Source organism: Pseudomonas sp. S1_E05 (genome assembly GCF_056337105.1).
In genome coordinates, this window is the sequence record NZ_JBFRHM010000001.1 from 3,411,485 (window position 1) to 3,428,263 (window position 16,779).

19 protein-coding genes are annotated in these 16,779 nt (G+C 59.6%); 10 read left to right on the forward strand and 9 right to left on the reverse strand.

Annotated features, from left to right (window positions below):
* Nucleotides 1–355: 355 nt before the first annotated feature.
* On the forward strand, nucleotides 356–655 hold the full coding sequence (locus AB4N33_RS15820) for a DUF3077 domain-containing protein (protein WP_476457715.1): 300 nt from the start codon (nucleotides 356–358) through the stop codon (nucleotides 653–655).
* Between the two features lie 187 nt (nucleotides 656–842).
* Here AB4N33_RS15820 and AB4N33_RS15825 read toward each other — a convergent pair whose 3' ends face one another.
* Both AB4N33_RS15825 and AB4N33_RS15830 read right to left on the reverse strand, forming a co-directional pair.
* Nucleotides 843–1,133: a type II toxin-antitoxin system Phd/YefM family antitoxin gene (locus AB4N33_RS15825; protein WP_460117452.1), complete on the reverse strand. Its 291-nt coding sequence runs from the start codon at nucleotides 1,131–1,133 to the stop codon at nucleotides 843–845.
* A 421-nt stretch (nucleotides 1,134–1,554) separates the two neighbouring features.
* Nucleotides 1,555–3,456, reverse strand: a complete 1,902-nt coding sequence (locus AB4N33_RS15830; protein WP_476457716.1) for a potassium transporter Kup — start codon at nucleotides 3,454–3,456, stop codon at nucleotides 1,555–1,557.
* 275 nt (nucleotides 3,457–3,731) lie between these two features.
* On the opposite strand from AB4N33_RS15830, the gene rimO reads away from it, so the two are divergent.
* From rimO to tsaA, 6 genes are all read left to right on the forward strand, one after another.
* The gene (gene rimO, locus AB4N33_RS15835; RefSeq protein ID WP_460117456.1) at nucleotides 3,732–5,069 is read left to right on the forward strand and encodes a 30S ribosomal protein S12 methylthiotransferase RimO; all 1,338 of its coding nucleotides are present in this window, start codon (nucleotides 3,732–3,734) and stop codon (nucleotides 5,067–5,069) included.
* Between the two features lie 111 nt (nucleotides 5,070–5,180).
* Nucleotides 5,181–5,654: a GNAT family N-acetyltransferase gene (locus AB4N33_RS15840; protein ID WP_476457717.1), complete on the forward strand. Its 474-nt coding sequence runs from the start codon at nucleotides 5,181–5,183 to the stop codon at nucleotides 5,652–5,654.
* Between the two features lie 148 nt (nucleotides 5,655–5,802).
* The gene (locus AB4N33_RS15845; RefSeq protein ID WP_476457718.1) at nucleotides 5,803–6,513 is read left to right on the forward strand and encodes an rRNA pseudouridine synthase; all 711 of its coding nucleotides are present in this window, start codon (nucleotides 5,803–5,805) and stop codon (nucleotides 6,511–6,513) included.
* Nucleotides 6,514–6,586: 73 nt separating this feature from the next.
* The gene (locus AB4N33_RS15850) at nucleotides 6,587–7,054 is read left to right on the forward strand and encodes a YehS family protein (protein ID WP_460117462.1); all 468 of its coding nucleotides are present in this window, start codon (nucleotides 6,587–6,589) and stop codon (nucleotides 7,052–7,054) included.
* 158 nt (nucleotides 7,055–7,212) lie between these two features.
* Complete coding sequence (locus tag AB4N33_RS15855) at nucleotides 7,213–7,983, forward strand: SDR family oxidoreductase (RefSeq protein WP_460117463.1); 771 nt, start codon at nucleotides 7,213–7,215, stop codon at nucleotides 7,981–7,983.
* Between the two features lie 166 nt (nucleotides 7,984–8,149).
* Nucleotides 8,150–8,845: a tRNA (N6-threonylcarbamoyladenosine(37)-N6)-methyltransferase TrmO gene (gene tsaA / locus AB4N33_RS15860; protein ID WP_476457719.1), complete on the forward strand. Its 696-nt coding sequence runs from the start codon at nucleotides 8,150–8,152 to the stop codon at nucleotides 8,843–8,845.
* 175 nt (nucleotides 8,846–9,020) lie between these two features.
* Here the strand turns inward: tsaA and fpr are convergent, their stop codons facing one another.
* Nucleotides 9,021–9,800: a ferredoxin-NADP reductase gene (gene fpr / locus AB4N33_RS15865; RefSeq protein WP_003184787.1), complete on the reverse strand. Its 780-nt coding sequence runs from the start codon at nucleotides 9,798–9,800 to the stop codon at nucleotides 9,021–9,023.
* A gap of 136 nt (nucleotides 9,801–9,936) precedes the next feature.
* Here fpr and AB4N33_RS15870 point away from each other — a divergent pair, with 136 nt between their 5' ends.
* On the forward strand, nucleotides 9,937–10,863 hold the full coding sequence (locus tag AB4N33_RS15870; RefSeq protein ID WP_460117468.1) for a LysR family transcriptional regulator: 927 nt from the start codon (nucleotides 9,937–9,939) through the stop codon (nucleotides 10,861–10,863).
* On the opposite strand, the gene AB4N33_RS15875 is transcribed toward AB4N33_RS15870, so the two are convergent.
* The 3 genes from AB4N33_RS15875 to AB4N33_RS15885 all read right to left on the reverse strand — a co-directional run bounded on the left by AB4N33_RS15875 (nucleotide 10,860) and on the right by AB4N33_RS15885 (nucleotide 12,889).
* Nucleotides 10,860–11,222, reverse strand: a complete 363-nt coding sequence (locus AB4N33_RS15875) for a diacylglycerol kinase (protein WP_460117469.1) — start codon at nucleotides 11,220–11,222, stop codon at nucleotides 10,860–10,862. The two genes, AB4N33_RS15870 and AB4N33_RS15875, sit on opposite strands and share 4 nt — an antisense overlap.
* Nucleotides 11,223–11,297: 75 nt before the next feature.
* Nucleotides 11,298–11,948 carry a response regulator transcription factor ErdR gene (gene erdR, locus AB4N33_RS15880; protein WP_460117471.1) on the reverse strand — a complete coding sequence of 217 codons (651 nt, stop codon included), beginning with the start codon at nucleotides 11,946–11,948 and terminating at the stop codon, nucleotides 11,298–11,300.
* A gap of 197 nt (nucleotides 11,949–12,145) precedes the next feature.
* A complete protein-coding gene (locus tag AB4N33_RS15885) occupies nucleotides 12,146–12,889 on the reverse strand; it encodes a tRNA-uridine aminocarboxypropyltransferase (protein WP_460117473.1) in 744 nt (247 codons plus the stop codon).
* A 186-nt stretch (nucleotides 12,890–13,075) separates the two neighbouring features.
* Between AB4N33_RS15885 and AB4N33_RS15890 the strand changes: the two genes are divergently transcribed.
* The gene (locus AB4N33_RS15890) at nucleotides 13,076–13,501 is read left to right on the forward strand and encodes a PA3611 family quorum-sensing-regulated virulence factor (RefSeq protein ID WP_460117475.1); all 426 of its coding nucleotides are present in this window, start codon (nucleotides 13,076–13,078) and stop codon (nucleotides 13,499–13,501) included.
* Nucleotide 13,502: 1 nt separating this feature from the next.
* Here the strand turns inward: AB4N33_RS15890 and AB4N33_RS15895 are convergent, their stop codons facing one another.
* Nucleotides 13,503–13,697, reverse strand: a complete 195-nt coding sequence (locus tag AB4N33_RS15895; protein WP_460117477.1) for a hypothetical protein — start codon at nucleotides 13,695–13,697, stop codon at nucleotides 13,503–13,505.
* Between the two features lie 335 nt (nucleotides 13,698–14,032).
* Here AB4N33_RS15895 and AB4N33_RS15900 point away from each other — a divergent pair, with 335 nt between their 5' ends.
* Nucleotides 14,033–15,151: an LOG family protein gene (locus AB4N33_RS15900; RefSeq protein ID WP_460117479.1), complete on the forward strand. Its 1,119-nt coding sequence runs from the start codon at nucleotides 14,033–14,035 to the stop codon at nucleotides 15,149–15,151.
* A gap of 41 nt (nucleotides 15,152–15,192) precedes the next feature.
* Here the strand turns inward: AB4N33_RS15900 and recX are convergent, their stop codons facing one another.
* Complete coding sequence (recX, locus tag AB4N33_RS15905) at nucleotides 15,193–15,660, reverse strand: recombination regulator RecX (RefSeq protein WP_476457720.1); 468 nt, start codon at nucleotides 15,658–15,660, stop codon at nucleotides 15,193–15,195.
* Between the two features lie 8 nt (nucleotides 15,661–15,668).
* Nucleotides 15,669–16,727: a recombinase RecA gene (gene recA / locus AB4N33_RS15910; protein WP_460117482.1), complete on the reverse strand. Its 1,059-nt coding sequence runs from the start codon at nucleotides 16,725–16,727 to the stop codon at nucleotides 15,669–15,671.
* Nucleotides 16,728–16,779 lie beyond the last annotated feature (52 nt).

Here is a 16,779-nt window from a genome sequence, read left to right on the forward strand (position 1 = left end):
TTGTGTTTGATTTATTCAGAAACCGAAATATCGGATGACGCCCCAGCACCTTGTAGGCAAACTCCGAATCTCGCTTTTTGGGCACTTTGATGTCTGTTGCGCTCGTTTTTGACGGGATAGTCTCGGTTCGTCGCTGACGTTTCAGCGATCGGGCTTGGAAACCCGACTAGCTTAAGCAACAACGTGCCCTGCATGACGACAGACCTTCGCGTCTGCGATCTTCTCTCATGGCGGCTGTGCGTGGGACGTCTTCGGACGTGCCGGTTTCCTAAGCTCCCGGTTTCCAACCTGCGCATAGCTGCCACCCATTTGCTTGGAAACGAATGGGGCGGCTCTCTCAGCTTAGGAGATTCACATGAGCAAGCCTTCACCCACAGAACTCAAAACCATCGGCCTGACGCCCCTCATCTACTGCGCCAACCAACCCCTGTTCCACGTCACCCGCGACGTCCCCTTGAGCGACGCACTGTCCATGGCCTCCGATTTCCTGTTCCTCGCCAAGGGCCTGACCGAAGACGCCGCCTACGGCCGAGATTCCGACCGACACGCCTGGGCCGCGCATTACCTGGCGCAAATGAGCAAAGCCTTGGTGGATGATGTGGTGAAAGTGCTGACGCCCTCGCCTGCACGCAAAAAAGACGAAACGCAAAAATAACGGCTGATCGATTCCCCTGTAGGAGCGAGCTTGCTCGCGATGGTCGTCAACGATAACGCGGGCAATCTGACACCCCGCGGTGCCGGGACCTCCATCGCGAGCAAGCTCGCTCCTACAGAGAGCCTCACCGAACGACAAAAGCCCCCGCTACCTATTCGGCAACGGGGGCTTTTGGTTTTGCTGAACCTCATTCCTTCTTGGCGTACCGTGCCCGCATCGCGTCATGGCTTACTGCCTTGGCTGGGTCAAAACCGCTGAGCCGTTCCCTCGCAGCGGCCTCAATCCGAAGGTCTTCAAGTTCGTCGAGCATTTCCTGATAGGCATCGACGTTGATGATGACCGCAGCTGGTTGGTTGTCCTTGAAAATCACCAGGCGCTCTGTGGCGCGGCTGGAGATGTCCTTGAGCCTTGCGCTGAACCCCCTGACCATCGCAGTGACCGATATGGCCTGGTCCGCGCGCTCTAGTAATGCCGTCATGTTTGCCTCTCTTTGCTTACGCGAATTTCCACGCACAATTATGCATAGAGTATCGCGCTGAATATCGCGCATCGCAAGCGAGACAGCCGAGCTTGCATGGGCGCAGCGAAGGGTGCGTTTATTTCCGACATCAAAATATCGGATGACGCCCCAGGACCTTGTAGGTCAACTCCGAATCTCGCTTTTGGGGCACTTTGATGTCTGTTGCGCTTGTTTTTGACGGGATAGTCTCGGTTCGATCCCATTCCCTGTAGGAGCGAGCATGCTCGCGATGGAGGCCGGGGCACCGCGGGGTATCAGGCTGCCCGTGTCATCGTTGAAGACCATCGCGAGCATGCTCGCTCCTACAGGGAATGTACGTCGCCCCACAAAAAGCCCTCGTTACCGATGAGGCAACGGGGGCTTTTGTGGGGAGCAAGCGCTACATCTCCACCTGCGTCCCCAGCTCGATCACCCGGTTCAGCGGCAGGTTGAAGAAGCGCAGGTTGCCATTGGCGTTCTTCAACATGAAGGCGAACAAGCCTTCGCGCCAGCGGGCCATGCCTTCCAGTTTGGAGGCGATGACGGTTTCGCGGCTCAGGAAGTAGGTGGTGCGCATCGGGCTGAAATCCAGGTCTTCGAGGTGGCACAACTTCAGCGCCTGCGGCACGTCCGGCTCATCGACGAAGCCGAAGTGCAGGATCACCCGGAAGAAGCCTTCGCCGTGGGCTTCGACCTCGAAGCGCCGGGTGGGCGGTACCCGTGGGATGTCTTCGTAGACCACGGTCAGCAGCACCACCTGCTCGTGCAGCACCTGGTTGTGCAACAGGTTATGCAACAGCGCGTGGGGCACGGCGTCCGGGCGAGCCGTGAGGAACACGGCGGTGCCCTGGACGCGGTGCGGAGGTTGCACACGGATGCTGGCAATGAAGATTGGCAAAGGCAGCCCGCCTTCGTCCATACGCTCCACCAGCAGCTGCTTGCCGCGCTTCCAGGTGGTCATCAATATGAACAGGGCGATACCGGCAATCACCGGGAAGGCGCCGCCCTGGACAATTTTTGGCACGTTGGCGGCGAAGTACAGGCCGTCCACCAGCAAGAAGCCGAGCAGCAACGGGACCGCCAGCAGCGGTGGCCATTTCCACAGCAAGAGGATCACGGCGGATACCAGGATAGTGGTCATCAGCATGGTCCCGGTCACCGCCACGCCATAGGCCGAGGCCAGGGCGCCGGACGACTCAAAGCCGAGCACCAGCAGGACGACGCCCACCATCAGCGACCAGTTCACCGCACCGATGTAGATCTGGCCCTGTTCGGCGCTTGAAGTGTGCTGGATGTGCATGCGCGGGATGTAACCCAGCTGAATGGCTTGTCGGGTCAGGGAAAAGGCGCCTGAAATCACCGCCTGCGAGGCAATCACCGTGGCCAGGGTCGACAGGCCGACAAGCGGGATCAGCGCCCAGCTCGGCGCCAACAGATAAAACGGGTTGCGCGCCGCCTCCGGATCACCGAGCAGCAATGCGCCCTGACCGAAGTAGTTGAGCACCAGCGCCGGCAGCACCAGGATGAACCAGGCACGGGCAATCGGCTTGCGGCCGAAGTGGCCCATGTCGGCGTACAGCGCTTCGGCACCGGTCAGCGCCAGCACCACCGCCCCGAGGATCGCTACACCCATGCCTGGATGGACAATGAAGAACCGCACGCCCCATATCGGGTTCATTGCCTCCAACACCTGCGGGTATTGCAGGATCCCGTAGACTCCCAGCGCCCCCAGCACTACAAACCAGGTGACCATGATTGGCCCAAAAAGGATGCCGATGCGCGCCGTACCGTGGCGCTGGATCAGGAACAACGCCACCAGCACGATCAGCGAGAGCGGCACCACCCAGTGGTCGATGCCATCGAAGGCCAGCCCCAGCCCTTCAATCGCCGACAGCACGGAAATCGCCGGGGTGATCATGCTGTCCCCGTAAAAAAGCGCCGCACCGATCAAGCCGCAGACCACCAGCAAGGTGCGCAGCTTCGGGTGCCCGGCCGCCGCCCGACGAGCCAGGGCGGTCAAGGCCATGATTCCGCCCTCGCCCTGGTTGTCCGCACGCAGGACGAACATCATGTACTTGATCGAGACGACCCAGATCAGCGACCAGAAAATCAGGGCGAGGATGCCCAACACGCCGTCATGGGTGACGGGTACGCCATAGCCTCCGGAAAACACTTCCTTGAGGGTGTACAACGGGCTCGTACCGATATCGCCGTAAACCACCCCGACTGCCGCAACCAACATGCCGATCGGCTTTGCGGCCGAATGCCCGGCGTCTGCCGCGTGACTACTTGCCTGCCCCATCCACCACCCCTAAAACCCAGACTGAACCGAAGAAGCGCCATGCCCTGCATGCAGCATCGGATATTTTACGTGCTGTTACAGACGTTTTCTTGACTGTAAAAATCGCTAAAGCGTAAAGGCGCGAAGCATAGCGCAGCACTCGTCGTTTTTCCCTGCATAAAGCTGGTCAAGCGCGCGTACCATCGCTAGAATTGCGCACTTTTTGATCAGAGGCGCCCAAGCGCCCGTCTGTCGCCCGCCCTGAAGGCCGGGCAGCACCTATACCGAGGTTAGACATGTCCACCACTCCTGCGCCAGCGAATCCAAAAGTTGGCTTCGTATCCCTGGGTTGCCCGAAAGCACTGGTCGACTCCGAGCGCATCCTGACCCAGCTGCGCATGGAAGGGTATGACGTCGTGTCCACTTACCAGGATGCTGATGTGGTGGTGGTCAACACCTGCGGCTTCATCGACTCGGCCAAGGCCGAATCGCTGGAAGTGATCGGCGAAGCCATCAAGGAAAACGGCAAGGTGATCGTCACCGGCTGCATGGGCGTGGAAGAAGGCAACATCCGCAACGTGCACCCAAGTGTGCTGGCAGTGACCGGTCCGCAGCAGTACGAGCAAGTGGTCAATGCGGTGCACGAAGTCGTGCCACCCAAACAGGACCACAATCCACTGATCGACCTCGTGCCACCACAAGGCATCAAGTTGACCCCACGCCACTACGCGTACCTGAAGATTTCCGAAGGCTGCAACCATAGCTGCAGCTTCTGCATCATCCCGTCGATGCGCGGCAAGCTGGTCAGCCGTCCGGTGGGTGACGTGCTCGACGAGGCCCAGCGCCTGGTCAAATCCGGGGTCAAGGAGCTGCTGGTCATTTCGCAAGACACCAGCGCCTACGGCGTCGACGTGAAATACCGCACTGGTTTCTGGAACGGCGCGCCGGTGAAAACCCGCATGACCGAACTCTGCGAAGCCCTCAGCACCCTCGGTGTCTGGGTACGTCTGCACTATGTTTATCCATACCCGCACGTCGACGAGCTGATCCCGCTGATGGCCGCTGGCAAGATCCTGCCGTACCTGGACATCCCGTTCCAGCACGCCAGTCCGAAAGTACTGAAGTCGATGAAGCGTCCAGCCTTCGAAGACAAGACCCTGGCGCGTATCAAGAACTGGCGTGAAATCTGCCCGGACCTGATCATCCGCTCGACTTTCATCGTCGGCTTCCCCGGCGAAACCGAAGAGGACTTCCAGTACCTGCTCAACTGGCTGACCGAAGCCCAGCTCGACCGCGTCGGCTGCTTCCAGTATTCGCCGGTGGACGGTGCCCCGGCCAACGACCTGGACCTGGAAATCGTTCCGGACGAGGTCAAGCAGGATCGTTGGGAGCGCTTCATGGCACACCAGCAAGCCATCAGCTCGGCGCGCCTTGCAATGCGCATCGGCCGTGAAATTGAAGTGCTGGTCGATGAAGTCGACGAGCAAGGCGCAGTCGGCCGTTGCTTCTTCGATGCCCCGGAAATCGACGGTAACGTCTTCATCGACAACGGCAGCAACCTCAAGCCTGGCGACAAGGTCTGGTGCAAAGTCACCGACGCCGACGAGTACGACCTCTGGGCCGAACAGATCTAAGCGCAAAAAAGTCGAAAAGCCCCGCTCTCTGCACGAGATGCGGGGCTTTTTTACGGCTATCGTATGGAGAGAAAGGACACGCACTCTCCACTGCCAAAGGGGCCTCTGGCCATGCGCCAACATTCGGTCATCCACACGCCGAAACAAAGTGATTACCTGGAGTTGACCCGAGTCTGGGAAGACTCTGTCCGCGCCACCCATGATTTTTTGCCCGACAGCTACATCGAGCTGTTGAAGGATTTGGTGCTGACCCGCTACCTCGACGCGGTGATGTTGATCTGCACCCGGGATTCACGCCAGCGCATCACCGGGTTCGCCGGGGTTGCGGCAGGCAAGATCGAAATGCTGTTCATCGACCCGGCGCACCGTGGCCAGGGTCTGGGCAAGCAGTTGCTGCGCTACGCCTTGGATCACCTGAACGCCGATGAGCTGGACGTCAACGAGCAGAACCCGCAAGCGCTGGGGTTCTACGTCAAGCAGGGTTTCGAGGTGATGGGCCGCTCCGAGGTCGATGGCATGGGGCAGCCGTACCCGCTGCTGCACATGCGACTGCGCCAGCCCGAGCAACTGACGCGCAAGGCCTGACACACGGTTTCCCCTGTGGGAGCGGGCTTGCTCGCGATAGCGCTGTGTCATTCAACGAATCAATTGACTGCACTACCGCCATCGCGAGCAAGCCCGCTCCCACAAAAGGCAGGTACAATGCCCACCCCTTTTTTGTTACGGCCCTGTCATGACTGACCCGATTCGCCTCTCCAAACGCCTCATTGAACTGGTCGGTTGCTCCCGTCGGGAGGCTGAGCTGTTCATCGAGGGCGGCTGGGTCACCGTGGACGGCGAGGTCATCGATGAGCCGCAGTTCAAGGTCGGCACCCAGACCGTTGTGCTCGACCCCGAGGCCAAGGCCACGGCGCCGGAACCGGTGACCCTCTTGCTCAACGTCGAACCGGGCATGGACGTGGAAACCGCCATGGCGACCCTGGGCGCCGAGACCCTGAGCGCAGAACATCGCTTCGGCAAACGACCCTTGCGCGGGCATTTTCTGCGCCTGACCGCCAGCGCCGACTTGCAACCCAACGCCAGCGGCCTGCTGGTGTTTACCCAGGACTGGAAAATCCTGCGCAAGCTCACCGCCGACGCCGCGAAGATCGAACAGGAATATGTGGTCGATGTCGAAGGCGACATGATCGAGCACGGCCTGAACCGCTTGCAGCACGGCCTGACTTACAAAGGCAAGGAACTGCCGTCGGTCAAGGCCAGTTGGCAGAACGAAAACCGCCTGCGCTTTGCCCTGAAGAACCCCCAACTGGGCGTGATCGCCCTGTTCTGTCAGGCCGTTGGCCTGAAGGCTGTCGCCATCCGCCGTATTCGCATCGGCGGCGTGTCCATCGGCAAAGTGCCGCTGGGCCAATGGCGTTACCTGTCGGGCAAAGAGAAGTTCTAACACTTCTCAAGCCCCCAACATTCCGGCACCGCCTCAAGCGCGCTGCCCACTGCCGATATCAGGATTGCACACCATGATTCACAACGACGTACTGCGCAGCGTGCGCTACATGCTCGACATCAGCGACAAGAAAGTCATCGAGATCATCAAGCTTGGCGGCATGGACGTGGCGCTTGATGACCTGAAGGCGTACCTGGACAAGAAGGAAGAAGACGAAGAAGGCTTCGTTCGCTGCCCGGACGAGGTCATGGCGCACTTTCTCGACGGTCTGGTGATCTTCAAGCGTGGCAAGGACGAAAGCCGTCCGCCGCAGCCGATCGAAGTACCGGTCACCAACAACATCATCCTGAAAAAGCTGCGCGTGGCGTTCGAGCTCAAGGAGGATGACATGCACGCCATCCTCAAGGCCGCCGAGTTCCCGGTGTCCAAGCCGGAGCTGAGCGCGCTGTTTCGCAAGTTCGGCCACACCAACTACCGCCCGTGTGGCGACCAGTTGCTGCGCAACTTTCTCAAGGGGCTCACGCTGCGCGTGAGAGCGTAAGGCAGCCTTAAGCTGCAAGCAGCAAGCGTGTTCTTGCGGCTTGAAGCTTAAAAGCTTGCAGCTGGGCCGAATGGCCCCCCATTCCGCGCAAAAATAGTCCCTGCGCTGCACGCGGCTGACGACTAGGGTGTACTGACCCTCAGCTCTCAGGATTCGCCATGCACCCGTACTTTTCCCTGCAAGGCCGCACCGCCCTCGTGACCGGTGGCACCCGTGGTATCGGCAAGATGATCGCCAAGGCTTTTGTCGAGGCCGGCGCCACCGTGTATGTCTGCGCCCGGGATGCCGAGGCGTGCCAGCAAACCGCTGACGAATTGGGCGCTTTTGGCAAGTGCCACGGTGTGGCCGCCAACCTCGCCACCGAGCAAGGCGTACAGCAACTGGCAACGCATCTGGAGGAGCAAATCACCCATCTGGACATTCTGGTGAACAACGCCGGCACGACCTGGGGCGCGCCACTGGAGAGTTACCCGGTCAAGGGATGGGAGAAGGTCATGCAGCTCAACGTGACGTCAGTCTTCAGTTGCATCCAGCAATTGCTGCCGCTGTTGCGCAAGGGCGGATCGACGCAGAATCCCGCCCGGATCATCAACATTGGCTCGGTGGCCGGAATCTCTTCCTTTGGTGAAGAGGCCTACGCCTACGGACCGAGCAAAGCGGCCTTGCATCAGTTGTCGCGGATTCTGGCGCGGGAGCTGGTGAGCCAGCACATCAACGTCAACGTGATCGCACCGGGGCGCTTCCCCAGCAAGATGACCCAGCACATCGGCAATGATGAGCAGGCGCTGGCCGAGGATACGGCGCTGATCCCGATGAAGCGCTGGGGCCGAGAGGAAGAGATGGCGGCATTGGCGATCAGCCTGGCAAGTACGGCGGGGGCTTACATGACCGGGAACATCATTCCGTTGGATGGAGGGTTCAGTCTCTAAGTTTCGGGGGCGCCCATCGCGGGCAAGCCCGCTCCCACAGGGTTATTTGGCGGGCACAGAAACTGTGGGAGCGGGCTTGCCCGCGAAGAGGCCCTTCCAGCCAACGTCGATCATGAGGTCATGTGAGTTATCATCCCCAACTCAATTTCCCCCGAACCACAACCCCATGACCTACAGCGTTTCCCCCATCGGCTTCGTGCGCTCCTGCTTCAAGGAGAAATTCGCTATCCCGCGCCAGCCACAACTGGCCCCGGCCGCCCGTGGCGTGCTGGAACTGGTAGCGCCGTTCGACCAGGGGGATGCGGTGCAAGGGCTGGAGCAGGTCAGCCATGTGTGGCTGTTGTTCCTGTTCCATCAGGCCCTGGAAGAGAAGCCACGGCTGAAAGTCCGCCCTCCTCGCCTGGGCGGTAACAAGTCCATGGGGGTGTTCGCGACGCGCGCGACGCACCGGCCCAATGGCATCGGCCAATCGGTGGTGAAGCTGGACAAGGTCGAGGCCGACCGCCTGTGGATATCGGGTATCGACCTCTTGGATGGCACGCCGATCCTCGACATCAAGCCGTATGTGCCTTACGCGGACATCATCGACGGTGCCAGCAACCGCATCGCCAGCGAAGCACCGCAACTGATTGCCGTAGAGTGGACAGAGAACGCGCTGCAACAGGCCCACGGCCATGCGCAGCGGCTGGCAGAGCCTTTGACCGAGCTGATCGAGCAATGCCTGGCGCAGGACCCACGGCCGGCCTACCAGACGCCCGCCCCCGAGCGCGAATACGGCGCGCAATTCTGGGACGTGGATGTGCGCTGGCATTACCCGACGCCGGAGATGATTCGAGTGCTGGAAGTCGTTCCCGCCCTGTAGGAGCGAGCATGCTCGCGATGGTCGTTAACGATAACGCTGGCTGCCTGACACCCTGCGGTGCCTGGTCCACCATCGTCGGAACGCCGCCCGGAGCATACTCGCTCCTACAGGGATCAATGGACATAAAAAACCCGCGTTACCGTGAGGCAACGCGGGTTTCGGGATGCTGCGACTGTTACTTCTCGACGAACGCACGCTCGATCAGGTAGTCACCCGGCTCGCGCATACGCGGCGAAACGGTCAGACCGAAGCTGTTGAGCACTTCGCTGGTCTCGTCGAGCATGCTCGGGCTGCCGCACAGCATGGCGCGGTCGTCCTGCGGGTTGATCGGTGGCAGACCGATGTCGCGGAACAGCTTGCCGCTGCGCATCAGGTCGGTCAGGCGGCCTTCGTTTTCGAATGGCTCGCGGGTCACGGTCGGGTAGTAGATCAACTTGTCACGCAGCGCCTCGCCGAAGAACTCGTTCTGTGGCAGGTGCTCGGTGATGAATTCGCGGTAGGCGACTTCGTTGACGTAACGGACGCCGTGGCACAGGATCACTTTTTCGAAACGCTCGTAGGTTTCCGGGTCCTGGATGACGCTCATGAACGGCGCCAGGCCAGTACCGGTGCTGAGCAGGTACAAATGTTTGCCAGGCTTCAAGTCGTCCAGTACCAGCGTGCCGGTAGGCTTCTTGCTGATGATGATCTCGTCGCCTTCCTTCAGGTGCTGCAACTGGGAAGTCAGCGGGCCATCAGGCACCTTGATGCTGAAGAACTCCAGATGCTCTTCCCAGTTCGGGCTGGCGATCGAGTAAGCACGCATAAGCGGGCGGCCGTTGGGTTGTTGCAGGCCGATCATCACGAACTGACCGTTCTCGAAGCGCAGGCCCGGATCGCGGGTGCACTTGAAGCTGAACAGAGTGTCGTTCCAGTGGTGAACACTGAGGACACGCTCGTGGTTCATGTTGCTCATGTACGTGGGACTCCTGGAGATGGGTCTGCGCCTGAAGCGTTGGCGAAAGTGCTGTGCGCAATTGCAACGTATTCTAATCGCGACGACAATATCTGTTAACTGGATTATTAAGATAAGGGTTATCGGTTATATAGATATGCGATTTACTCTCCGTCAGCTTCAAGTCTTCGTTGCCGTCGCCCAGCAGGAGAGCGTTTCCCGTGCTGCGGGCCTGCTCAATCTCTCGCAATCGGCGGCGAGCACCTCAATCACCGAGCTGGAGCGTCAGTCAAGCTGCCAGCTGTTCGACCGAGCCGGCAAACGACTGAGCCTTAACGCACTCGGTAAACAGTTGCTGCCACAAGCGGTGGCACTGCTCGACCAATCCAAGGAGATCGAGGATTTGCTCAACGGCAAGTCGGGATTCGGCTCGCTCGCGGTCGGCGCGACACTGACCATCGGCAATTACCTCGCCACCTTGCTCATCGGAAGCTTCATGCAGCGCCATCCGGAGAGCCAGGTGAAGCTGCACGTGCAGAACACTGCCAACATTGTGCAACAGGTCGCGCACTATGAAATTGATCTGGGTCTAATCGAGGGTGATTGCAACCACCCGGATATCGAAGTGCAAAGCTGGGTCGAAGATGAACTGGTGGTGTTCTGCGCCCCACAGCATCCCCTGGCGATCCGTGGCACCGCGACCATGGAAGAGCTCAGCGTTGAGGCCTGGATTCTGCGCGAGCAGGGCTCCGGGACGCGGCTGACCTTCGACCAGGCCATGCGCCACCACCGCAGCGCTCTGAACATCCGCCTGGAGCTGGAGCACACCGAGGCCATCAAGCGCGCAGTGGAGTCCGGACTGGGAATTGGCTGTATCTCACGCCTGGCGCTGCGCGACGCGTTTCGCCGCGGCAGCCTGGTGCCCGTGGAGACCCCGGACCTGGACCTGGCTCGGCAGTTCTATTTCATCTGGCACAAACAGAAATACCAGACTTCGGCAATGCGTGAATTCCTCGACCTGTGCCGCGCCTTCACTGCAGGTGTTCAGCGCAGCGACGAGATCGTTTTGCCGCCCATCGCCTAGAGCAGGATCACACCCCACACCAGCGCGATCATGGTCAGCGCCACCAGTTGGGCTGCACTGCCCATGTCCTTGGCATTTTTGGACAAGGGGTGCAGCTCAAGGGAGATGCGGTCAATGGCCGCTTCCACCGCCGAGTTGAGCAACTCGACGATCAAGGCCAATAGACACACTGCAATCAACACGGCTCGCTCGACACGGCTGACGTTCAGGAAGAACGAAAGCGGGATCAGGATGACATTGAGCAGCACCAGTTGGCGAAAAGCGGCTTCGCCGGTGAAAGCGGCGCGCAGGCCGTCCAGCGAGTAACCGGAGGCGTTCAGGATGCGTTTCAGGCCGGTCTGGCCTTTAAAAGGGGACATAAGCGTGGCAACTGACCAAAAAAGAGTGGAGAAGCTAGTTCAACCCAAGTCAAAAAAGCGTGAAGACGCCAAGCCTCACGGGCTCGAAATTGACTCAAGTTGTTGCAGAAGCAGCGCCGCCTGGGTGCGGGTCCGCACATTCAGCTTACGGAAAATCGCCGTCACGTGAGCCTTGATCGTCGCCTCGGACACGCTCAGTTCGTAGGCAATCTGCTTGTTCAGCAACCCTTCGCAAACCATGGTCAACACCCGGAACTGCTGGGGCGTCAAGCTGGCCAAGCCTTCACTCGCGGCTTTCGCCTCTTCGGAAACGCTGACCGCTTCAAATGCCTGGGGCGGCCAGAATACATCGCCATCGAGCACCGCCCGTACGGCTTTCTGGATCACGCTCAGGTCACTGGACTTGGGAATGAAGCCACTGGCGCCGAACTCACGGGATTTGACCATGATCGAGGCCTCTTCCTGGGCCGAGACCATCACCACCGGAATTTGCGGGTACTGGCCACGCAGCAGTACCAACCCGGAAAATCCGTAGGCACCCGGCATGTTCAGGTCAAGCAGCACCAGATCCCAATCGGATTTTTCATCGAGGCGGGTTTCCAGTTCGGCAATACTGGCCACTTCCACCAGGCGCACATTCGGGCCAAGGCCCATGGTCAACGCCTGGTGCAGGGCGCTACGAAAAAGCGGGTGGTCATCGGCAATCAGGATTTCGTATGTGGCCATTTTTCAAATGATCCTGTTCTTCTAACAACTAAGGCACAACCACGGAGCTGCACCCACAGGGCGCATTCGGCGCCGAATACGTGACCGTTCACGTAAAAATGCGGCGTGCCGCATCCTGATCGGCGCCAAGCATGCCCAGCGAAACCGGGGTGGTCAAGGTGCCTGGGCGCTACAGTTCTTTGCAGTATGGGCGACAATCAACCAGTGGCAGCGGCGCTGTTCGGCACGAAGGGCATCAGCTCCGCATGGGCCGGTGTGCCGACATTCATTTCCAACTGGTGCTTGGCATCCAGGTAATGTTGGCTGAACACGTCGAAATAGGCGCTCAGCGCCGATGCGGCATCGACATCGCCTGCCAGTTCCAGGCACAAGGCCGCCACTTCGGCCGTGCACAGATGCTCGCTGCGGGTGGAGCGGCGCAGGCGATAACGCGACATCTTTTCAGGGAGCAGGCTGAGAATCGGCAGCGCGTCGAAATACGGGCTCTTGCGGAATATCTTCCGTGCCTCGGTCCAGGTCGCGTCCAGCAGGATGAACAACGGCCGCCGGGTGCTATCGACTTCGACCGTGTTGGTCACCCGTTGCGGCTCGACATACTCCCCCGGGAACACCAGATACGGTTGCCATTGCGGATCTGCGAGCAATGCCAGCAGTTGCGGGTCGGGCTCGGTGCGTGACCAGATAAATGCATGGTTGTCGCGCACCACGTCTGCGATCAGCCACCCGGTGTTGCTCGGTTTGAACACTTCCTTGTTGGTCATGATCAGGCACACGCCGGAACGGGTCTGGACCTGCGGTCGCCAGGCGCACAGACAATGACTCACGATCACCCGGCAGTCATGGCAACGTGGCGCACGCCAGCCACGGGCCTGAAGTGGCTTGATGCCCTCCTCCTCGCGCTGGTCGCGCAAGCGGGCTACGGCGTTGGGGGCGTGATTCATCGTGGGCAAGACCGGCAAACAGGGAAAATCGTCACGAACGGTACTCGGGGCAGGAAAGGCTGGCAGTTTATCAGAGCCGCCCGCGCAAGCCTGTACCGGGAACAACCACCTCCCCTATAATTCGCGGCCACTGAACGCACAGTCACGTGACGGGTCGAAGCACCAGTCACTGAACAGGAGAGTTTCATGTTGCGCCTTATCGTTCCCACCGCAGCCATTGTGCTGGCGGCGTCCTTCAACGCTCAGGCTGCGTCCTTGAGTGAGCAGAATCTCAACCGAGAGCTGCGCAACGTCGCCGCACAAAGCAGCGTCGGCACGCCTCGGGCGATCAACGAAGACATTCTCGATCAGGGTTATACCGCCGAAGGCAACGTGCTGATCAACCATTTGAGCGTGCAGAGCAGCCACGCCCAGAAGATGCGGTCCGATCCCAAGACTGTGTATTTCCAGCTTGGCTCCTCGGTTTGCAACAACCCGGGGTTCCGCAAGCTGATGGCCAAGGGCGCAGTCATGCGTTACGACTTCACCGAGGTAAAAACCAACCGTCCGGTCGGCTCGGCCAGCTTCCAGGAATCGGATTGCCCGAAAGCCGCGCCTGCGAAGAAAAAGTGATTCATCGAGAATTGGCGCGCCGCTGCTCGTCCTCGGCGCGCAATTCTGCGACCAGGGCCTGCAAATACTGAGACCGTCGTTCCCCGCCCTCCAGACGTCGGTAACACTCCTCCTCGAGACTCAAATGATGGGTCTCGGCCGACGACTCCAATAATCGATACAGTTGCGTATCGATCTCCAGAATGATTCTGGTCATGGTCTACCGCCTCCATGCACTTTGAAATCCTCACCCGCTCGTATCGCGCGCCCTGCCTTTGACGCAAAGTTGTCGTGTCACACCTGTAATTTAGTAAATCAGACCCTTCAACACTCGGCGCACGTTCGGACGAGCGGTGATAGCACCTTGCAATTATTCAATAAGCGGTTGCCAGGAAAGACTTTGCGGCGCAATGATCAAGCAGCGCAATCCATCGCGAGGGTCTAGATTCACTCTATCCACATTCATATCAAGGGCGGCGAGGGGGCTGCCCAATTGACGCCTTGCGATGCGCCTTTACCCAAGGAACACTGCCTGAATGGAAGGAGACATTGATGCCTTACCAACCGAATGACCTCCTGAACCGTCATTTCGCAGAAAGCGGCCACGACCTCGTCAGCAAGGTCGAAGAACAACTCAGCCTGGTTTCACCCAACAGCCCGAACCTCCCGATCTACCGCGACATGATCCTGACTGTGCTGCGCATGGCCCAGGAAGACCACAACCGCTGGAACGCCAAAATCACTCTGCAGGCCCTGCGTGAACTCGAGCAGGCGTTCCGTGTACTCGAACAGTACCGGGGGCGGCGTAAAGTCACGGTTTTCGGCTCGGCCCGTACTCCGGTGGAACACCCGCTATACGCCATGGCCCGGGAACTCGGCGCCGCACTGGCCCGCTCTGACCTGATGGTGATCACCGGCGCAGGCGGCGGCATCATGGCGGCAGCGCACGAAGGCGCGGGGCTGGAACACAGCCTTGGATTCAACATCACCCTGCCCTTCGAGCAACATGCCAACCCTACCGTGAATGGCACCACCAACCTGCTGCCCTTCCACTTTTTCTTTACCCGCAAGCTCTTCTTCGTCAAGGAAGCCGATGCGCTGGTCCTGTGCCCTGGCGGTTTCGGTACCCTGGATGAAGCGCTGGAAGTGCTGACGCTGATCCAGACCGGTAAAAGCCCGCTGGTTCCGGTGGTGCTGCTGGATGCGCCAGGCGGCCAGTTCTGGAACGGCGCGCTGGACTTTATCCGTCATCAACTGGAGGAAAATCGCTACATCCTGCCCACCGACCTTAAGCTGGTGAGCCTGGTCTACACCGTCGAAGAGGCGGTAGAGCATATCAACCAGTTCTACAGCAACTTCCACTCCACCCGCTGGCTCAAGCATCAGTTCGTGATCCGCATGAACCACGCCCTCAGCGACGAAGCGATGGAGCACATGCAACACGCCTTCGCCGACTTGTGCCTGAGCGATCACTTCCACCAGCACGCCTACAGCGGTGAAGAACAGGACGACGCGCAGTTCAGCCACCTGGCGCGCCTGACGTTCACCTTCAATGCGCGCAATCATGGTCGACTACGGGAGCTGGTGGACTACATCAACCTCTCGGAAAACTGGGCCCAGTCCACACCCCTGGCTCCACAGCGCACCCGCGAACCCTTGAAGGTGACGTGAGGCAAAAAAAACGGCCCGCTATCACTAGCGAGCCGTTTCATTCAATCGTCCATCCCTCGACCGCTGAACAAGCGGCTGATCATGTCCATGGAATACCCCCGATAACTCAGGAAGCGCCCTTGTTTGGCACGCTCCTTCACGTCTATCGGCAAATGCCCGGAAAATTTGCGTCGCCAGGTATCTTGAAGTTGTTCCTGCCAGTCGATACCGCTCTCGCGCAATGCCTGTTCGATATCGTTACGTTGCAGGCCACGCTGGCTCAGCTCCTCGCGAATCCGCAAGGGGCCGTAACCGGATCGGGCACGGTAGGAGACAAAGCTTTCGAGGTAACGGGATTCGGACAACAGGCCCTCTTCCGTTAGCCGGTCGAGCGCTGTTTCGATCATTTCAGGGAGGGCGCCGCGCTGACGCAGTTTACGCGTCAGCTCAACCCGACCGTGCTCGCGTCGCGCGAGCAGGTCCATTGCGGTTCGCCGCACCGCGACGAGTGTATCGAGTACGGCGGTCATCGGATCAATCAGATATCAGCGTCGGCCAGATCGTCTTCGGTCTCTTTGACCGCAGATGCCTTGGCATCCGCTACCACGGAAGTAGACAACAGTTTGTCGCGCAGTTGCTTCTCGAGGGTCGCCGCAATTTCCGGGTTATCCGCCAGGAACTTGGCCGAGTTGGCTTTACCTTGGCCGATCTTGGTGCCGTTGTAGGCATACCAGGCACCGGATTTCTCGACGAAACCGTGCAGCACACCCAGGTCGATCATCTCACCGTTGAGGTAGATGCCCTTGCCGTAAAGAATCTGGAACTCAGCCTGGCGGAACGGCGAAGCGACCTTGTTCTTCACAACCTTGACGCGGGTTTCGCTACCGACGACTTCATCACCTTCTTTCACCGCGCCAGTACGACGGATGTCCAGACGAACCGATGCATAGAACTTCAGCGCGTTACCACCGGTGGTGGTTTCCGGGCTGCCGAACATCACGCCGATTTTCATACGGATCTGGTTGATGAAAATCACCAGGCAGTTGGCGTTCTTGATGTTACCGGTGATTTTACGCAGCGCCTGGGACATCAGACGGGCTTGCAGGCCCACGTGCATGTCACCCATTTCGCCTTCGATTTCAGCCTTGGGCACCAATGCTGCCACGGAGTCGACGATGATCACGTCAACGGCGTTGGAACGCACCAGCATGTCGGTGATTTCCAGGGCCTGCTCGCCGGTGTCCGGCTGGGAAACCAGCAGGTCGTCGACGTTGACGCCCAGCTTGCCGGCGTACTCAGGGTCAAGGGCGTGCTCGGCGTCAACGAACGCACAGGTGGCGCCGGCTTTTTGAGCCTGGGCGATCACCGACAGGGTCAGTGTGGTTTTACCGGAAGATTCAGGACCGTAGATTTCAACGATACGACCTTTTGGCAGGCCGCCAATGCCGAGTGCAATGTCCAGACCCAGAGAGCCAGTGGAGATGGATGGGATCGCCTGACGGTCTTGATCGCCCATACGCATTACGGCACCCTTGCCGAATTGACGTTCGATCTGACCCAGGGCCGCAGCCAAGGCTTTCTTCTTGTTGTCGTCCATTAAAGTCCTCACGTAATCAATAAGGCCTGACGGCCAACACCTGTATAAGTAG

Excerpts from the sequence above, each read along its gene's own strand:
- AB4N33_RS15820 (WP_476457715.1), top strand. The coding sequence starts at position 356 with ATGAGCAAGCCTTCACCCACAGAACTCAAAACCATCGGCCTGACGCCC.
- AB4N33_RS15825 (WP_460117452.1), bottom strand. The coding sequence starts at position 1,133 with ATGACGGCATTACTAGAGCGCGCGGACCAGGCCATATCGGTCACTGCG.
- AB4N33_RS15830 (WP_476457716.1), bottom strand. The coding sequence starts at position 3,456 with ATGGGGCAGGCAAGTAGTCACGCGGCAGACGCCGGGCATTCGGCCGCA.
- rimO (WP_460117456.1), top strand. The coding sequence starts at position 3,732 with ATGTCCACCACTCCTGCGCCAGCGAATCCAAAAGTTGGCTTCGTATCC.
- AB4N33_RS15840 (WP_476457717.1), top strand. The coding sequence starts at position 5,181 with ATGCGCCAACATTCGGTCATCCACACGCCGAAACAAAGTGATTACCTG.
- AB4N33_RS15845 (WP_476457718.1), top strand. The coding sequence starts at position 5,803 with ATGACTGACCCGATTCGCCTCTCCAAACGCCTCATTGAACTGGTCGGT.
- AB4N33_RS15850 (WP_460117462.1), top strand. The coding sequence starts at position 6,587 with ATGATTCACAACGACGTACTGCGCAGCGTGCGCTACATGCTCGACATC.
- AB4N33_RS15855 (WP_460117463.1), top strand. The coding sequence starts at position 7,213 with ATGCACCCGTACTTTTCCCTGCAAGGCCGCACCGCCCTCGTGACCGGT.
- tsaA (WP_476457719.1), top strand. The coding sequence starts at position 8,150 with ATGACCTACAGCGTTTCCCCCATCGGCTTCGTGCGCTCCTGCTTCAAG.
- fpr (WP_003184787.1), bottom strand. The coding sequence starts at position 9,800 with ATGAGCAACATGAACCACGAGCGTGTCCTCAGTGTTCACCACTGGAAC.
- AB4N33_RS15870 (WP_460117468.1), top strand. The coding sequence starts at position 9,937 with ATGCGATTTACTCTCCGTCAGCTTCAAGTCTTCGTTGCCGTCGCCCAG.
- AB4N33_RS15875 (WP_460117469.1), bottom strand. The coding sequence starts at position 11,222 with ATGTCCCCTTTTAAAGGCCAGACCGGCCTGAAACGCATCCTGAACGCC.
- erdR (WP_460117471.1), bottom strand. The coding sequence starts at position 11,948 with ATGGCCACATACGAAATCCTGATTGCCGATGACCACCCGCTTTTTCGT.
- AB4N33_RS15885 (WP_460117473.1), bottom strand. The coding sequence starts at position 12,889 with ATGAATCACGCCCCCAACGCCGTAGCCCGCTTGCGCGACCAGCGCGAG.
- AB4N33_RS15890 (WP_460117475.1), top strand. The coding sequence starts at position 13,076 with ATGTTGCGCCTTATCGTTCCCACCGCAGCCATTGTGCTGGCGGCGTCC.
- AB4N33_RS15895 (WP_460117477.1), bottom strand. The coding sequence starts at position 13,697 with ATGACCAGAATCATTCTGGAGATCGATACGCAACTGTATCGATTATTG.
- AB4N33_RS15900 (WP_460117479.1), top strand. The coding sequence starts at position 14,033 with ATGCCTTACCAACCGAATGACCTCCTGAACCGTCATTTCGCAGAAAGC.
- recX (WP_476457720.1), bottom strand. The coding sequence starts at position 15,660 with ATGACCGCCGTACTCGATACACTCGTCGCGGTGCGGCGAACCGCAATG.
- recA (WP_460117482.1), bottom strand. The coding sequence starts at position 16,727 with ATGGACGACAACAAGAAGAAAGCCTTGGCTGCGGCCCTGGGTCAGATC.